The 17,408-nt window shown below is 52.9% G+C and carries 17 protein-coding genes; 5 read left to right on the top strand and 12 right to left on the bottom strand.

Annotated elements, in window-relative coordinates; all coding sequences use genetic code 11:
- The gene (locus MED297_RS03475; protein ID WP_008042444.1) at positions 1 to 2,826 is read right to left on the bottom strand and encodes an FAD-binding and (Fe-S)-binding domain-containing protein; all 2,826 of its coding nucleotides are present in this window, start codon (positions 2,824 to 2,826) and stop codon (positions 1 to 3) included.
- A 162-nt stretch (positions 2,827 to 2,988) separates the two neighbouring features.
- Here MED297_RS03475 and MED297_RS03470 point away from each other — a divergent pair, with 162 nt between their 5' ends.
- Positions 2,989 to 3,672: a FadR/GntR family transcriptional regulator gene (locus tag MED297_RS03470; protein WP_008042443.1), complete on the top strand. Its 684-nt coding sequence runs from the start codon at positions 2,989 to 2,991 to the stop codon at positions 3,670 to 3,672.
- A gap of 18 nt (positions 3,673 to 3,690) precedes the next feature.
- On the opposite strand, the gene MED297_RS03465 is transcribed toward MED297_RS03470, so the two are convergent.
- The 4 genes from MED297_RS03465 to MED297_RS03450 all read right to left on the bottom strand — a co-directional run bounded on the left by MED297_RS03465 (position 3,691) and on the right by MED297_RS03450 (position 6,585).
- On the bottom strand, positions 3,691 to 4,179 hold the full coding sequence (locus MED297_RS03465; protein WP_008042442.1) for a GNAT family N-acetyltransferase: 489 nt from the start codon (positions 4,177 to 4,179) through the stop codon (positions 3,691 to 3,693).
- On the bottom strand, positions 4,176 to 4,787 hold the full coding sequence (locus tag MED297_RS03460; protein WP_008042441.1) for a riboflavin synthase: 612 nt from the start codon (positions 4,785 to 4,787) through the stop codon (positions 4,176 to 4,178). Before MED297_RS03460 ends, MED297_RS03465 begins: the two co-directional genes overlap by 4 nt.
- 98 nt (positions 4,788 to 4,885) lie before the next feature.
- Complete coding sequence (locus tag MED297_RS03455; RefSeq protein WP_050762854.1) at positions 4,886 to 5,710, bottom strand: glucosaminidase domain-containing protein; 825 nt, start codon at positions 5,708 to 5,710, stop codon at positions 4,886 to 4,888.
- A gap of 548 nt (positions 5,711 to 6,258) precedes the next feature.
- Positions 6,259 to 6,585 (bottom strand): DUF1820 family protein, encoded by a 327-nt coding sequence (locus tag MED297_RS03450; protein WP_008042439.1) that lies wholly within the window; start codon positions 6,583 to 6,585, stop codon positions 6,259 to 6,261.
- A gap of 195 nt (positions 6,586 to 6,780) precedes the next feature.
- On the opposite strand from MED297_RS03450, the gene miaB reads away from it, so the two are divergent.
- The 4 genes from miaB (at position 6,781) to MED297_RS03430 (ending at position 10,624) form a co-directional block, all read left to right on the top strand.
- Positions 6,781 to 8,139: a tRNA (N6-isopentenyl adenosine(37)-C2)-methylthiotransferase MiaB gene (gene miaB / locus MED297_RS03445; RefSeq protein WP_008042438.1), complete on the top strand. Its 1,359-nt coding sequence runs from the start codon at positions 6,781 to 6,783 to the stop codon at positions 8,137 to 8,139.
- Between the two features lie 165 nt (positions 8,140 to 8,304).
- Entirely contained in the window at positions 8,305 to 9,279 is a 975-nt protein-coding gene (locus MED297_RS03440; protein ID WP_040556607.1) for a PhoH family protein, read from the top strand.
- Entirely contained in the window at positions 9,279 to 9,770 is a 492-nt protein-coding gene (gene ybeY / locus MED297_RS03435) for an rRNA maturation RNase YbeY (protein ID WP_008042435.1), read from the top strand. The genes MED297_RS03440 and ybeY overlap by 1 nt, the downstream gene beginning before the upstream one ends.
- Positions 9,767 to 10,624, top strand: a complete 858-nt coding sequence (locus MED297_RS03430; RefSeq protein WP_008042434.1) for an HlyC/CorC family transporter — start codon at positions 9,767 to 9,769, stop codon at positions 10,622 to 10,624. Before ybeY ends, MED297_RS03430 begins: the two co-directional genes overlap by 4 nt.
- A 34-nt stretch (positions 10,625 to 10,658) precedes the next feature.
- On the opposite strand, the gene MED297_RS03425 is transcribed toward MED297_RS03430, so the two are convergent.
- The 7 genes from MED297_RS03425 to MED297_RS21740 form a co-directional block, all read right to left on the bottom strand.
- The gene (locus MED297_RS03425; RefSeq protein ID WP_008042433.1) at positions 10,659 to 13,268 is read right to left on the bottom strand and encodes an efflux RND transporter permease subunit; all 2,610 of its coding nucleotides are present in this window, start codon (positions 13,266 to 13,268) and stop codon (positions 10,659 to 10,661) included.
- Positions 13,269 to 13,295: 27 nt separating this feature from the next.
- A complete protein-coding gene (locus MED297_RS21035) occupies positions 13,296 to 13,775 on the bottom strand; it encodes a methyltransferase family protein (protein WP_008042431.1) in 480 nt (159 codons plus the stop codon).
- A gap of 78 nt (positions 13,776 to 13,853) precedes the next feature.
- On the bottom strand, positions 13,854 to 14,429 hold the full coding sequence (locus MED297_RS03415) for a DNA-3-methyladenine glycosylase I (protein ID WP_008042430.1): 576 nt from the start codon (positions 14,427 to 14,429) through the stop codon (positions 13,854 to 13,856).
- On the bottom strand, positions 14,426 to 15,574 hold the full coding sequence (gene proB, locus MED297_RS03410; RefSeq protein ID WP_008042427.1) for a glutamate 5-kinase: 1,149 nt from the start codon (positions 15,572 to 15,574) through the stop codon (positions 14,426 to 14,428). Before proB ends, MED297_RS03415 begins: the two co-directional genes overlap by 4 nt.
- An 85-nt stretch (positions 15,575 to 15,659) precedes the next feature.
- Positions 15,660 to 16,853 (bottom strand): Obg family GTPase CgtA, encoded by a 1,194-nt coding sequence (cgtA, locus tag MED297_RS03405; RefSeq protein WP_008042426.1) that lies wholly within the window; start codon positions 16,851 to 16,853, stop codon positions 15,660 to 15,662.
- Between the two features lie 173 nt (positions 16,854 to 17,026).
- Positions 17,027 to 17,281, bottom strand: a complete 255-nt coding sequence (gene rpmA / locus MED297_RS03400; protein WP_008042425.1) for a 50S ribosomal protein L27 — start codon at positions 17,279 to 17,281, stop codon at positions 17,027 to 17,029.
- 12 nt (positions 17,282 to 17,293) lie between these two features.
- The coding region (locus MED297_RS21740) for a bL21 family ribosomal protein (RefSeq protein ID WP_008042424.1) at positions 17,294 to 17,408 on the bottom strand (115 nt) is incomplete at its 5' end.

Raw genomic sequence — 17,408 nt, 5'->3', positions numbered from 1 at the left:
TCAACCCTCCAGGGTATTGGCAGCTTTCGAACATCGATCTACCACTTCAAACAACGAATAGTACGTCAACCCACTATGACGCGATAAACCGATTTCACAGGTGCGGCTTGTCGATATCCCATAACGACAGTCCTTAACCTGACCGGCAAGACTCTTCAGCGCCGACGCGTTCAGTTCCGGCTGGGTAAAACCTTTGTCACCGGCGAATCCACAACAATAGATACCCTCCGGTCGTGTCCAGTTTGGTGCCACTTTATCGAGCACCCGCAACAGACTGCGCTCGAGGCCCTGTTTTTGAGTACTGCAGGTTACATGAACGGCAACCGGCAAAGGTTCCGGCTCAAACTCAAGACGACTGAGCAGAAAACGATCGATGAAGGCACTGGAGTCGTACAGATGGATACCGCGCTTCTCAGCCTCTTCCCGTACCTGTAATGAGCAGGGACTGGCATCCGCCAACACCGGATAACGGCCGGCACTGGAGACTTCCCACAAAGCATCAAGCACTTCGTTCATCATCAGATCGGCTTCCTGGTTCTGCCCTTTCGAACGAAACGGTTGACCACAACACAGTCCTCGTGTGGGTTGCGGGTACACGACATTCAGTCGGGCTTTCTCCAAGACCGACCGTACTGCATCGGGTATGGGTCGGCGATCTTCATTCAGAGCCGGCCCCATTGATTGACTGGCACAAGAAGACCAGTAAACAACCGTATCCCGAGCATTCGGGTCGATCCGTTCATTTCGGGCATAGATCGGGTTCGAGCGTCGCGGTGTCGAACTCAACCAAACCGGCGTTCGCTGACCACTCCACTGACGGATCCTTAGACTCGCCTGCTCCAAGCGATTTGCCCCGAACAGCCTTTGTACACCGGCACTGAGCATTAAGCCAAACCGGACCCAACTGGCGACGGCGGCAAAATGTCGGGCCATCAGTGCCGACAACCTGCGGTAACGATAGTTTTGCCGTGAACGCAACTTGAGCACTAACTCGCCGGTGTTTATGCCAACCGGACATTTCAACTCGCATAATCCCGTCGCCGCGCAGGTATCAATCCCCATGGTTTGAAACGCCTGATCCCAATCAGGCCCAACATTGACCTGCTGATCTTTGCGACGCTGTATTTCCCGAAACGCCGCTATGCGTTGCCGTGGGGTCAAAGAATAATTCTGGCTTGGGCAAACGTCCTCGCAAAAGCCACACTCGATACAGCGGTCGATCACCGGGTCGGCGACCGGCATCGGTTTCAGATGCTTCAGGTGTGCCTTTTCATCGTCATTCAGTATGACTCCGGGATTTAACAACCCATTAGGATCAATCAGTCGTTTGATACGAGTCATCAGTTCATAAATAGATTCGCCCCACTCAAGTTTCACGAACGGCGCCATATTGCGCCCGGTTCCGTGCTCAGCTTTCAGGGAACCGCCAAACTCCAGTGCGACCAGATCACTGACCGAGGCCATGAACTCGTCGTAACGCTGAACTTCCGCCGGCTCATCAAAACTCTGGGTAAACACAAAATGCAGATTACCCTCCAAAGCGTGGCCAAAGATGATGGCTTCACGATAGCCAAACTCATCAAACAGCGCTTGCAGCCGCTCCACACCTTCAGCAAGACGCTCTATTGGAAAGGCAACGTCTTCAATAATGACGGTGGTACCGGCCGGTCGATTAGCGCCGACGGCGGGAAAAGTCCCTTTACGTAGATGCCAGTACTCCTCGATTAAGCTGCTATCGGTGGTAAATCCAGTGCTGTCTGCTACCGGGCTTTCACCGAGAACACGATCAACCTCGGCTAAAGACGCGGCCAAGGTGTCAGGATTGGTGGCTCGGACATCAATCAGCAATAATCCACCTGCGTCCGGCAATTGACGGGCAAAAGCCGGTAAGCCGGGTAGATGTGAAACCGACTGTATCGCCCGCATGTCCAACAGCTCAACGGCATCCACAGGCGCCGCGCGCAACCGCGCAACCGCCAACGCACAATCGTTCAGATCCGAAAAACCGACCATCGCCGACGCCCTTTGCGGCAACTCATCGACAGTTTGCAAAGAGACTTCACTGATAAAACCCAGGGTGCCTTCCGATCCAACCACCAGGTGAGTCAGAATGTCGATCGGGTCCTCGAAATCCAGCAACGCATTCATGCCGTAACCGGTGGTATTTTTAAGTCGGTATTTATGGCGAACTTTTTCGCAAAGTTCCGGACGGGATAACAGAGACTCCCGCAGTTCAGTCAGGCCGGACAACAACGCTTCATGCGACGCCCTGAAGTTTGTGACCGAGGCCTCGTCACGGGTATCCAGGACCGTGCCATCCGGTAGAATCAGGCGCATTGCCTGCAAAGTATGGTAACTGTTGTGCTTGGTGCCACAACACATCCCACTGGCGTTGTTCGCCACAATGCCGCCTATTTTACAGGCGTTGATGGAGGCCGGGTCCGGACCAATCTTACGGCCATAAGGCAGCAATGCCTGATTGACTCTGCCACCGATGACGCCGGGTTGAACGTGCACCGTCTCACCAAGCGGATCAACGCTCACCCCCTGCCATTCATCGGTCAATAACACCAGCACACTATCGGTCACGGCCTGTCCGGAAAGGCTTGTACCGGCGGCTCGAAAAGTAATCGGAACCTGATGCCGGCCCGCCAACTGCAAAACCACCACGATGTCTTGCTCACTGTTCGCCCGCACAATTGCCTGGGGCAGCATCCGATAAAAGCTGGCATCCGTGCTGTACGTAAATCGGCGAAACTCATCGGTAATTATCCGCTCTTCAGGCAGATGATTCCGCAGCTCGTTCAGAAAGTGTGTTATCGGCATGACCGTTAATCCGTTTCAGATTCAAACATCAGTGTATTCGGTGTCCAATTTCAGGCTGGTCAGACAAGTCCCCTACTTTAGTCGCAAAGCATCGCCAAGACACGTGGAATCACCGGTAAATGGGGTACCATCAACCACAATATCACAATTGGTCTGACCAATATGAACCGACTGGACGATGTCCTTGCGCTGATGAAAATTGCCATTCGTGATGGCGACTGGCCGGTTGATACCCGGTTGCCATCGGAACGGACGCTGGCCGCCGACTATCAGGTGAGCCGTGCCACCATCCGAGAGGCACTGACAGCTCTCAGGCAACAGGGCTGCATCGCTTCAGTTGTCGGCTCAGGTCATTATGTTCGCTCAGATACGCCTGAAACCCTGCCGGATCTCGTTGAATGGCAACAGCAGACGTTCAGCCATGAGGAACTCAGGGAATATCGACAGGCCATTGAATCGCAGACGGCCTTTCTGGCGGCTCAGCGGGCATCGGAGAATGACCTGAAAGCCATTGAGCGTGCGCATCGACATCTCAAACATGCCCATCGACAGGGTGACTTAAAAGCGGAGGGGCTCGCCGATGCCCGTTTTCATCTGGCCATTGCACAAGCCAGCGGAAATCAGATTCTGGCCCTGACCCTGAACAGCCTGTTCACGCTGCTGCGCGCCAACGTCACGCGGAACATTGGTACCATGTCCCGTCGCCCGGAGACTCGTTTACGTTTAATGAAACAGCATACAGCTCTGTTTGAGGCGATCTACTACCGCAAGCCAGACCGTGCCCGACAGCTGGCGCAGGAACACATGGCCTTTGTAGACACGGTGTTAGCCGACGCGAGTCCATAGGATCCGACCGGCTACCGATCAGCTGTTCTGGACGGCCGCTTTGAGCATGGGCACATGGACAATGCCGTCTTCAAGATAAGACGGGCCGGTTTCCGAAAAACCAAACTGCTGATAAAAGCCACTCAGATACTGTTGGGCCCCAATCCGTATCGGGTATTGAGGGAAGCGAACTTCACAAGCTTCAACAGCGGCCCGCATCACCTGTTGCCCGACTTTCTGGCCCCGGGTATCCGACCGATTGGCCACCCGGCCAATCGAACAGGCATCCGCATAGGACTCTCCTGGCATCAACACCCGGGCCGTACCGACAAGCTCGCCCGCACGATACGCCAAGACATGCCAGGCCAGCGGGTCCTTGCCATCAATGTCCTGATACGGGCAGTTCTGCTCGACACAAAAAACCGACATTCGCAGGGCTAAAAGATCATAGAGGGTGTGAAGATCCATCTGATCAAACGCCACAACCTTAATAACCATCGATTCAGGTGGATGAGTTCCGACGGTCATAATAGTCCCTCGTCTTTCATTCGGGTCAGGGTTTCAACAATGGCTTGCGTCTGAGGGTCGTATTCAAGATTCACCTTGGCCCCGACGGCTAAATCACCAAAGGTTGTCACGTCCAATGTTTCCGGAATCAAATACACATTAAAGCGATCATGGAGTACCTCGCCAATAGTCAGGCTGCATCCATTAAGACCGACAAAGCCCTTAGGAATGAGGTATCGACGCTGATCAGGGGTGATCGAAAACCAGATTATGCAGTTGTTCGCAGGACGTTCGATCTCAACTATTTCTGTCGTCGCAGATATGTGTCCGGACATGGCATGCCCCCCGATGTCATCACCAAAACGAGCGGCCCGTTCAACATTCACCAGATCGCCGGTTCGCAACTCGCCGAGATTGGTCACTCTGAGCGTTTCCATCATCACATCGAACCAGGCTCTGCCGGAGCGGATTTGAGTCACCGTCAGACAAACGCCATTTAAGGCAATGCTGGCCCCCGTCGTCAGGCCCTGAATCTGGGTATCAGTCAAGGCGATCGAGAAGGTTTTTAACTGATCTCGTTCCTGCTCAATGCGAACCTGGGTTTTATTCTGAACAATGCCGGAAAACATGATGGGACTCCTGAACGTGAAGCGCTGTTTTACTCATTCCGCATCGGAAATACAAGCATCAGGAAGTGTAAGGGCCGAGCCCCGCCATCCGATGATCGTTACTGGCGACGTACTTCAATGGCCCGACTGGCGTAGAAAGCGGGTTGGTCGAACTCGTCGAGGCGGTTATAACGAATCATCGCAATCAGCTCACGAATGTAGTGTTCGCCTCGGATGCTGTAACCTTCAAGCCCCCAGGCCAGCGTCTCACTGTCCAGCGCTTGTCCCAGGTATCGCAACTCTGAGCGGATGGTCCGCAACGAATGGTACTGACGGTGGGTATTAATGTTCCGAAAATAGCTGTTGACCGATTCCGTCACGGAATCAAACACACGAACCTCATGACTTTCGTCGGAATCCCGACCGCTCGGCACCAAGCCGCAGCCTTTGGTGAAGCACCATTGCCCAAAGAGATTATTGCCATCAACCGCAAACCGGCTGGTGCCCCAGGCGCTCTCATTGGCAGCCTGCGCGAGAACTAACGACGCTGGAAGCACATCGACACGTAAAAACAGTTCCGCGAAGTAGGCTCGTGAACCGACCGGTTCATCAACTTTGTAGTCATTACCGAGTTTTTCCAGCAGCGAATGCTGCCAGGCGGCTAAGGCACGATCATTGCGAAGGTCAGTCTCAATAACCTTTAACCAAGCTCTTTCTGCTTGGATACGCAGATTCGCTTGTTCAATGATGGGTTCAAGGAAGCCAAAAAAGGTGTCTTTTTTGGTTTGAACATCGCTGATGGCCGCCATTTCGGGCAGCTCAGCGTCTTGAGAGACAGAGGTTTCATTCGTTTCTACAGACGTCGATTCGTTCGCAAAGACGTCTGAAAGACAAAAAAAGAAACACCAAGCTGTGGCCAGCAATGAGGAAGAAGTGCTTTTCAAAACCCAGGACCTTTTTGGGGTTGCCAAAGGCGGAGGATTATAGTGTCAGCCGATCAAATTTCAACCAATCACTGAGCCCTGGCATTATCGGCGCCTTGGCGTCTCGTCCTCACGGCGGATTTTAATGGGCTGCAATGTCGGCTTCTTGGACTGCAACACACTGTAACCTATGATCAGGACTACGATTGTCAATGCTGCCATGATTCTACCTCTGTCAGAATACTCTCTTACTTTATTATGGTGGTCAGTGATCAAATCACCAACCCCTTTACAAAAAGTATAGTCAACTTTTCAATCTGTGCGCATTCCCAAAGTATCAAATCACCCAAACTAGAAAGTGGCGGTAGAAAGATACAGTTTCAACAGCAAAACGGCCGTCGTTATCGTCGGGAAAAACCAATTCAGATGATGGCGCCATCTCTGATACATCGCAGGCCTCGTATTCTCGTCAATCAGCAACGCCGCCCCGCCGGGGGCGAAAAGCGGCGCACCTTATCAGAAAATCCGACAACTGGCTGTTCAGGCTACAAATTATTACACATCTCAGTTCAGCTTTTCTTAGGAGGAGTGGCCGGAAAAGCCGTCACGGTGGCTGAGCCTTTGGAATCGCTGATTTTAGGCGTGCCCTCCTTCTCCACCTCATCGATACGAACAACCGCGTGCATGGGTACAAAGGAACGCTTCACCCCTGAAAACTCTTTTGCTAAACGCTCTTCGCCCGGATCAACCAGAACCTGACTGCGCTCACCGAATATAAATCCTTCCAGTTCCAGAAAACCGAACATGTCACTGGGATACACATGCTGGCAGTAGATTTCATACAGCTTGTCCTGATTGATAAACCGGACACAATAGATGGACTCTTGCTTTTTCATTTGCTTTTTTAACAACACTCTAGGCGGCAACGAGGCCGGAAGTTAAAGACCGGACCCTGAGTCACTTCTGCGGTTAAAAGTCAGCTTCTTTACTTCTGTTCACCAAATTTAACCGCATCTGGCTCAGGACTGTTTGGATTTCAGCCACTGACAGGTATAATTCCGCGCCCTGAAATTTCAACCTTTAGCGATCTGATGACGAAAAAGCTTTTTATCAAAACCCACGGCTGCCAGATGAACGAGTACGATTCGGACCGTATGGCCGACCTTCTCGGTGAAAGCCACGGCTACGAGCTGACCGACAACGAGAATGACGCGGATGTCATCTTGCTGAACACCTGCTCTATCCGGGAGAAAGCCCAGGAAAAGGTGTTTCATCAGCTGGGTCGCTGGAAGTCTTTGAAAGACAAAAACCCGAACCTGAAAATCGGTGTCGGAGGATGTGTGGCTTCTCAGGAAGGCGATGCCATTTCCCAGCGCGCTCCTCATGTGGATATGATTTTCGGGCCCCAGACGCTGCATCGCCTGCCTGGAATGATCGATGCAACCGATGCAGCCGCGACCGGGTCGGATAAAATCTCGGTGGTTGATATCACGTTCCCGGAAATCGAGAAGTTCGATCATCTGCCAGCACCCAAAAGTGATGGCGTCTCGGCGTTTGTATCGGTCATGGAAGGCTGCTCCAAATACTGCACATTCTGTGTCGTGCCATACACCCGGGGTGAAGAAGTCAGCCGGCCGTTTGACGACGTTATCGCAGAAGTTGCCCACTTGGCGGGCCAGGGCGTCCGGGAAATCAACTTTCTTGGCCAAAACGTCAATGCCTACCGTGGCGCACGCCACGACGGCGGTGAGGCCGATCTCGCGGAGCTGATCACGCTGGCCGCTCAGATCGACGGTATCGACCGAATCCGGTTCACCACCAGCCACCCGGTCGAGTTCACAGAGAGTCTGATTGATGTCTACAACGACGTCCCGGAACTGGTCAGCCATCTCCACCTGCCCGTTCAGAGCGGCTCCAATCGCATATTGGCGGCCATGAAACGCGGCCATGAAGTGGATGAGTACATCGATAAAATGGAACGCATCCGACTCAATCGGCCGGATATCAGCTTTTCGTCCGACTTCATCATTGGCTTTCCGGGTGAAACAGATCAGGACTTCGAAGACACCATGAACCTGATCCAAACCATTGGTTTCGATCACTCGTTCAGTTTTGTCTACAGCGCCCGGCCGGGGACACCCGCTTCTGACCTGCCAGACGAAACCCCTGAATCGGTCAAAAAACAGCGACTGCAGATTCTGCAACAGCGAATCACTCAACAGGCTTCTCAGATCAGCCGTCGCATGGTCGGCAGTACTCAGATCATTCTGGTTACCGGTGCGTCTGAACGGAATCCCGAGGACCTTTATGGGCGCACCGAGAACAACCGGAACACCTTTTTCACCTGTGACGATCAGTCACTGATCGGAAAGTTCGTTCAGGTTCGTATTACCGAAGCCTATGCCAACAGTCTGCGTGGTGAAATCATCAATGCGGATTTGGCCTATTGACCTCGAGCAACGCCTATAACCAGTTGCTATAAGCCCAGCACACCTTAAACGAAAGTCTTTTTGACAAGACGGGGTGTCTGGGTATTCTTGACACTACAAACTCTGAGGATCAACACCACTTTGAATACCCCATCTGTCGACGACAGGCCCGATGTGGCCGAAGCCATGCGTCAATTCACGCTCGAACCCGATCATCCTCAACGCCTGGCTGCTTTATGCGGACTGGCCAACGATCATCTGAAACAGATTGAATCCCGACTGGATGTGCGCATCCTGAACCGGGGCAATCACTTTCAGATTCAGGGCGAAGAAGCACAGATTGCCGCCGCAGAAGACATATTGAAGCGGCTGTATCGGGAAACCAAAGGCAATAAAGACCTTTCGCCTGACACCGTTCACCTGTTTCTGCAGCCATCGGAAGTCTCCGGCGTCCGTGACCGGCAGCAGGCTCAAAGCAATGAAGAGCCGAAACTGCACGAAGACAAGCTCTATGTGGTACATACCCCTAAGATGGTGGTCCGGCCTCGGGGAGCGAATCAGAAACGTTACGTGCACAGCGTCGTCAACCACGACATTAACTTCGGTATCGGCCCGGCCGGCACCGGCAAGACTTATCTCGCTGTTGCCTGTGCCGTGCAGGCATTGCAGCAGGATCAGGTTCGCCGAATCCTGTTGGTTCGCCCGGCCGTTGAAGCCGGTGAAAAACTGGGGTTCCTGCCAGGCGACCTCAGTCAAAAAGTCGACCCCTATCTGCGCCCTCTCTACGATGCGCTTTATGAAATGCTGGGGTTCGAAAAAGTCGACCGGCTGATCGAGCGCAACATCATCGAAGTCGCACCGTTGGCTTACATGCGCGGTCGAACGCTCAGTCACAGTTACATTATTCTCGACGAAAGTCAGAACACGACCCGGGAGCAGATGAAAATGTTCCTGACTCGTATCGGTTTCGGCTCGACGGCGATCATCACGGGTGACCCGTCACAGATTGACCTGCCCAAAGGTCAGGCTTCGGGCCTTCGCCACGCGATCGATGTTCTGAAAGATGTCCCGGGTATCGGATTTACCCATTTTGAGTCCGGTGATGTTGTTCGTCACCCGCTGGTGCAACGTATTGTTGACGCCTATGAAGCTGCCGAGTAATGACTGAACTGACCCTTGATTTGCAAATCGCAACCGACGCCGAAAATATCCCCGCAGAAGCCAGCTTCCGGCAATGGGTCTCGGCGGCTCTGAGCGGTTACGATCGCGAAGTTGAAATGAGTATCCGTGTTGTCTCGGCGGAAGAGAGTCAGGATCTGAACGCGACGTATCGGGGAAAAGACAAACCCACGAATGTCTTGTCGTTCCCTTTCGAAGCACCGCCCGGTGTGGCCGACGCGGGTATCGACCGGCTATTGGGTGATCTGGTCATCTGCGCGCCAGTCGTAGAGGAAGAAGCACAAGCACAACGAAAACACCTCAGTCATCATTGGGCACATATGGTGGTTCATGGAACCTTGCATCTGCTGGGATATGACCACATTGAAGACGATGAAGCTGAACAGATGGAACAGGCGGAACGAACGATTCTGGCTGCCCTGTCCATCCCTGACCCCTACCAAGGCGAAAGAGAGGAGCCTTCAGAGTCATGAGTGACGACAAACCCACGAGTAGAAACCCCGGTAAAAAAACCCTGCTGGAACGGTTGGGTGATGCCTTTACCGGGGAACCAAAAGATCGTGAAGAACTGCTGACCATCATTCAGGATGCCCATGGCAACGACATTCTGGACGATGATTCATTGCGCATCATCACCGGTGCCATGAATGTGTCCGACCTGCATGTTCGGGACATTATGATCCCGCGCTCTCAAATGGTCAGCCTTGAGCATGATGAGTCCATTAAAGACTGGACTGCGAAAATTGTCGCATCGGGTCACTCTCGCTTCCCCGTCATCGGGGAAAACCCTGATGAGGTACTGGGTGTTCTGCTGGCGAAAGACATGCTCTCATTAAGCCTGAGCAACGACTTTAATGAAGCCGAAATGCAAAAGCAGGTGCGCAACATCATCCGCAAAGTCACTTTTGTCCCGGAAAGCAAGCGCGTAAACGTCCTGTTGCGTGACTTCCGCCAAAATCGTAATCACCTGGCCATCGTGGTGGACGAATATCGCGGTATTTCCGGGTTGGTGACCATTGAAGACGTGCTTGAGGAAATTGTTGGTGAAATTGAGGACGAGCATGACGATGAGACGGTATCAAACATCGCCTCCAATGGAGCCGGTGCTTTTATCGTTCAGGCGTTAACGCCGATTGTCGACTTCAATGCGCATTTTGCGACTGACTTCAGTGACGAAGAATTCGATACCATTGGCGGAATCGTCATGCACAAGTTTGGTCGCGTTCCAAAACGGGATGACACCATCCAGATTGGTGATCTTCAGGTTCGGGTTACCACCGCGGATAATCGTCGGGTGCGGGCGTTTGAAGTCAGCCTGCAATCCTGAAAACCAACCCCACCTGCCTGAACTGATTTCCGGTTCAGTCACCCGACCCTTTCGCAAAGGGTCGGGTCAGTAAAATCAATCGTGGTAATAGCGTCAGCGACCCCAGCAATGCCACTGTCATGGCCAGCGCTGTGAGCAAACCAAAATAGATCGTGGGTTTGAAGTTCGACATGGTCAGGATCGAAAACCCCATAATGATCGTCACCGACGTATAGAAAATCGCTTTCCCAATGGATTTATGTGCTCGTCGCAAGGCTTTGGCGTAATTATGATCCCGCTCGTATTCCCGTCGATAACGAACGATGTAATGAATGGTGTTGTCTACCGCGATGCCGATGGTAATGCTGGCAATGGTAATGGTCATGATGTCCAGTGGAATGCCTAGCCAGCCCATGACGCCCAAAACCAGCGTCGCCGCCAGCAAGTTCGGCACCATGGCAATCAACGCCAAAGTCAGGTTTCGAAACAACAGTAAAAACATCAACAAAATACCAATGAACACGCCGCCTAACGTCAGTACCTGAGACGAAAACAGACTCTGCAGCATGTTGTTGTATAACACCATCATGCCGGTCAAGCGGACTTCATCGACTTCAAACCCCAGTACTTCAACCAGATCCTGCTCAATATCACGCAGTAACGCGTCACGTTGCAGACCCTGCATAGAGTCCAGAATCCGAACATTCAGTCGAGCCTCGTTGTGTTCAACAGACACATAGGGATCAACAACGATGGCGCGGAACTCTTCCGGGATCACGGAATACAGCAGAGCCAGTTGAATGTTTGTCAGCGGTTCACCGTCGTTAAACGACTCCGCAATTTCCATCATGGTCGCCAGCGAGATAACTTTGCCGGTCTGTGGCAACGCATCCAGATACTGGTGGATTTTCTTGATATCTTCGACTTTATCCGTGGTAAACCAATATTTATCAGGGTCATCTTCACCAACAAAATCGTCTTCAAAACGCCCGACATCGCCCTCATCCATTGAGAGAAAATCTTCTTCGATGAAATCACCTGAGGTGTCAGAGACAAACTCATCTTCGGTCACAAAGTCGTCGACAAACGGGTCGCTTACTTCACTGGCTGGCTGAGACTCTTCGGGTGTTTCGGCCACCTCTGCGCGATCTCTGTCGCCATTAAAACGCAGGATAACCTCCAGTGGCGTGGTACCACCCAGTCGCTGATCGATGACCGTCATCCCCTGATAGATTTCGGTTTCCTCGTCGAAGTAGTCGATAAAGCTGTTTTCAACCAGAAGCTGAGAAGCCCCGATGATGGTAAAGGCCGCGATTAACGCACTGACCAAAAGAATGACGCGCCCATTGCGTAACGTAAACCGTGCCAGAACCCTGGTTAACGGCCCTTCTTGCATGGCTTCGGCGCTGCGTCGGTTTTTACCGAGCATCATCAACATGGCCGGGAACACAGCAAAAGTCATTAAGAATGACACCAGAATGCCGACTGTCATCATCCAACCAAAGTTAATGACCGGTCGGATCCCACTGCTGACCAGCGACACAAACGCCACGCCGGTCGTCAGTGTCATATAGACACAGGGAATCGCGATGCGTCTGACCGTTCGAATCACGAGATCCCGCTGATCCCAATCGGGATGTTCGCGCAACAGTTCCCGATACCGAACAATCAGATGGATGTTCATCGATAAGGTAAGAATCAACAGTAATGAAATAAAATTGCTGGAAATAACCGTCGCCGGCCACTGCCACCACCCCAGCAGCCCAAGCATCGCAACGACGACGGAACCGGAACAGAGCAATGGCAAAAACACCCAGCGGGCTTGTCGAAAGATCACCCATAATGTCACCACCACCAGCAGAACGACACCGACCCCAAACACGATGAGGTCACTGCGGACAAAACGGATGATATCGTCCGCAATCATCGGCACGCCGCCCAGATGCAACTCTCCCTGGTCATCATATCGGGTCATGATGGAACGGATGGATTCAATGTCCTGATGCAGGGCTTCGGCCGCATCTGCGTTGTGTTCAAAAATCAGTTCGTCAACCAGTTCAAGCTGTTTCTCGGCGCCTGAATCCGGCAACGTTTGAACCTGACGGCGCAGGTTGTCCCGCATGGATAACAGATCACTTTTGGTCTGATCAAAAGGAAAGTTGATCTGCAACGCGGTGGTGTTTTCATCCAGGTTCAGCAGCAAATTAACGTAAAGGGGGCTGTTGGCCAGCTCGGACCGGGCCATGGCCAGGTCGGTCTCCGGATCCTCGAGCGTTTTAATATTACTCACCAACTCCGTCATGGGCACCGGAGGATTAGACAGCAAGGGAACGTCCATGACACTGACCACCGATGCCACGCGCTCCAGCTGTCGGATTTCATCCCGAATGGCCGTTAACACCGACAACGATGATTCACTGAACAGAGGCACGTCCGGTGTAAAGGTGAGGATCAGAAAGTCCTGAGAGCCGTAGCGTTCGGAGATCTCCCGAAAATAGTCCAATGCCGGATCTTTTTCGAGCAGCAGGCTCTCAGCGGATGCGTCGAGAGTGAAATTTCTGGCTTGAAAACCGAGCAGAATCAGCCCGACAAGTACCCAGAAAATGAGCCAATGAGACTTCTCTCGTATAACGGTTTCATAAACGCGCAATGGCGTGGTGAACATTCCCTGCCCCTGAAGAAGAGTTCGCCGTCAGCGCGATAACCGGATCAACCAGCGAGGCACCAGACGGCAATATTGTCGATAACGATCGCCGAACTGTGCCGACAAACGACGTTCTTCATTAGCAATATAGGTTCTTCGCAATAAAAAAACAAAGAGTAAGACAATCAGCCAGGGGGACAGACTGCCCACCCAGATGGCCAACCCGATGATAATCAGGACCAGACCGAGATAGGTGGGATTACGCGTCAGGCCGTAGATGCCGCTGGTCACCAATACTCCAGCGTTGTCCAGGTACTGACCGTTTTCATTGACCACCCCTTTACGCCGAAACTCCCGATCAGCCAGAACCGTCAGCAACACACCCACACTGATGGGCAACAACGCCAGATAATTTAACGGGAAAGGGAATAGCATGGCTATAGGACGAACAAAATGCGCGGTGAACACCCCAAGCATCATCAACAGTCCAAGAGCCGGAGGTAAAAACGGAGGTCGCTCTGTTGCCATATCGCCTACTCAAAGCTCTTTTAGTCAGTCAGTGTCCGCAGTGTACGCGGCTTTATGATCAAATTCAGGAGTCAGAAGTCATGCCTCGCCTAACTGACGACAGGGTTCGTGGCAATGACAATCAACCAGATGGTCATTAACCATGCCAACAGCCTGCATAAAGGCATAACAGATGGTTGGGCCGACAAACGAGAAACCCAGTTTTTTCAGGGATTTCGACATCTGGCGGCTGGCTTCGGTCTCTGTCGGCACCTCGGCTAAAGTCGTCCAATGGTTTTGCACAGGACTTCCCTCGACAAACGCCCAGAGATAGTCAGAAAACGCCCCTGGTTTGGTTTCCAACGCAAGATATGCCTGAGCATTCCCGCGCAGCGACTCCAGTTTCCGGCGATTTCGAACGATGGCGGAATTCTCCATCTGACGACTGAGATACTCATCGCTCATCTGGGCCATCGACTCAGGATCAAAATCGTAAAACGCCGCTTCGTAGGCCGCCTGTTTGCGCAGAATGGTAATCCAGCTGAGGCCGGCTTGCTGTCCGTCTAAGCACAGTTTCCTGAACAGCTCACGGCTGTCCCACTCGGGACGCCCCCAGACGGTGTCGTGATACGCCTGGTACTGAGGGTCCTGACCACACCAGCCACAACGCGTCATACGATCACCAGGTTATCTCGGTGGATGAGTTCCGGCTCGTTCAGATAACCGAGAATGGACTCGATCGCCCCAGTTGGCTGGCCAATGATGCGGCTTGCATCCAAAACATCATAATTGACTAGCCCCCGGGCCAGTTCAACTCCCTTGAGATTACGCACAACAACACATTCACCGCGTTGAAAATCACCGGACACCGCTTTTACCCCGACCGCCAACAAACTTTTACCCTGTTTCAGTAATGCCTGTTCTGCACCATCGTCGACAACAATTTCACCTTTCATCTGCAGGTGTCCAGCCAGCCATTGCTTGCGCGCCGCAATCGGAGCCAGATCCGGATGCAAAACGGTACCAACAGACTGTCCAGAACGAATACGCCCGAGTACGTCCGTCAGGCGACCTCCGGCAATGACCGTCACCGCTCCTGAGCGCGCTGCCAATCTGGCCGCCCGAACTTTCGTCGCCATGCCTCCGCGCCCCAGACGTCCGCCATCACCTGCAACCGCGAGCAAAGTCGGATCGGTAGCAGCTGCGCGCTCAATCAACCGGGCATCGGGCTGTTTTCGCGGATCGGCATTGTAAAGGCCATCTTGATCGGTCAGCAGAATCAGCGCATCGGCTTCAATCAGATTAGTCACCAATGCGCCCAGGGTATCGTTATCGCCGAAGCGGATTTCATCGGTAGTGACCGTGTCGTTTTCGTTAACGATGGGAATGACCGGCATGTCGAGTAAGGCCCGTAAGGTGTTACGCGCATTGAGATATCGTTTGCGGTCGGACAAATCTTCGTGTGTCAGCAGAATTTGTGCTGTATGCAGACCCGATTTCTGGAAAAGCTCTTCGTAAGTCTGAACCAGTTTCGTTTGCCCAACGGCGGCGGCGGCCTGCAACATTTCCATTGTATCCGGTCGGGCAGCCCAGCCTAAGCGTGTCATTCCCGCCGCAACCGCACCGGAAGACACCAGGACAACATCAACACCTGAGCGTTTAAGATGGGCGATCTGATCTGCCCAATCAGCAATGCGCTCCAGGTCCAGGCCTTTGCCATCGTTGGTCAGCAATGCCGAACCGATTTTAACCACCCATCGGGTGCCGTGTTGTAAGGTGTTGTTTGCAAAATTCCCGGTCACGTCGGTGCCCCGTTGCATCGAATTAGCGGCAGTTTAAGCGAAAGCACTCGGGCGGAAAACCGCCGTCTGTGCAGTGCAGTATTGCTGGATTTGTCGCCGTTGATCAGGGTTCGTAAACCACCTCAACATCGTAGTCGTCGTCATCGTCGTCCGAACGGTTTTTTGCAGCTGCTTTTTCAGCCCGACGACGCGCCGACAGCATTTCAATACGCTCCCGGGCCTCTTCTTCGACCTGATCACGCAGCTGAGCATCCTCATCCGCCAACTCGTCGTTTTCAGCCAACTCGGCATTACGCTGTTCAAGCCAGCTCATCAGATCTCCGGCGAGCGCATCGGTTCCCTGCTTGGCCATCGCGCTGATGGTATAGACCGGCCCAGTCCAGTTCAGAGCCTCAATGACAGAATCTACCCGCGCCTGACGCTCCTCTTCCGGCACCATGTCCATTTTATTCAGCACCAGCCAACGTTCACGCTGAGCCAGCGTAGGAGAGAAGGCCTCCAGCTCTTTGGCAATAGCGAGCGCGTTTTCCGCCGGTGTTGACTCATCAAAGGGGAACATGTCTACCAAATGGAGCAGAACACGGGTACGAACCAGATGCTTCAGGAACCGAATACCCAGGCCGGCGCCATCGGAGGCACCTTCGATCAGACCCGGAATGTCGGCCATGACAAAGGAGCGCAGCTCATCGACACGAACCACACCAAGGTTCGGCACCATCGTAGTGAACGGATAATCGGCCACTTTAGGCTTTGCCGCACTGACAGACCGAATCAGGGTCGATTTACCCGCATTCGGCAGCCCCAGAAGGCCCACGTCCGCCAGGACCTTCAGCTCAAACTTGAGATTCCGGCTTTCGCCTTCTTTGCCGGGAGTTGACTGGCGTGGCGCTCGATTGGTCGATGACTTAAAGCGGGTGTTCCCGAGACCGCGCACGCCGCCTTCGGCGACCTTAAAGGTTTGCCCATGTTCACGCAGGTCAACGAGAATTTCATCGGTATCGACATCAATAACGGTGGTCCCCACCGGAACCGTCAGCGTGGTGTCTTTTCCCTTACGACCTGTCATATCAGATCCCATGCCCTGCTGACCATTTTCAGCTTTATAGCGGCGGGTGTACCGATAATCGATCAGAGTGTTTACATTCTCGTCAGCCTTAACCCAAATGCTGCCGCCGTGGCCGCCATCGCCGCCATCGGGTCCACCCTTCGCAATAAACTTTTCACGACGGAAACTGACGCAACCGTTTCCGCCTTTGCCGGCCTCCACCGCAATGGTGGCCTCATCTACAAATTTCATACAACACCTGTGTTCTGTTTCGGCCCAGTATAGACCGCCCTGAACTTGGCACTGTCCTCAGTAAGGACAGTGCCAAGTTCAGATTTTAAATGTCCGGTTGTCCGACTTACCGTCGCCCCGAAAACAAAAAAGCCCCGCATCAGCGAGGCTTTTCAAATCCGTCTAGCGGTTAATTAAGCGACGATATTAACAAACTTACGGTTGTTTTCGCCTTTAACCACGAATTCGACTTTGCCATCCGCTTTTGCAAACAGGGTATGGTCTTTGCCGATACCGACGTTGCTACCAGCGTGGAATCGAGTACCGCGCTGACGAACAATGATTGAGCCTGCAGATACAGTCTGACCACCGAAGGCTTTTACACCCAAGCGCTTGCTTTCAGAGTCACGACCGTTTCGGGTACTACCACCAGCTTTCTTGTGAGCCATGATTTATCTCCGTTATGCCTTGATACCTGTGATTTTAACTTCAGTGAACCACTGACGATGGCCCATCTGCTTCATGTGATGCTTACGACGCTTGAACTTCAGGATCTTAACTTTCTTGTGTCGACCC

The organism is Reinekea blandensis MED297 (assembly GCF_000153185.1).
Taxonomy (GTDB): domain Bacteria; phylum Pseudomonadota; class Gammaproteobacteria; order Pseudomonadales; family Natronospirillaceae; genus Reinekea; species Reinekea blandensis.
The sequence above is the reverse complement of the archived record's forward strand: the minus strand, read 5'-3'. Positions and strand labels throughout refer to the sequence as shown.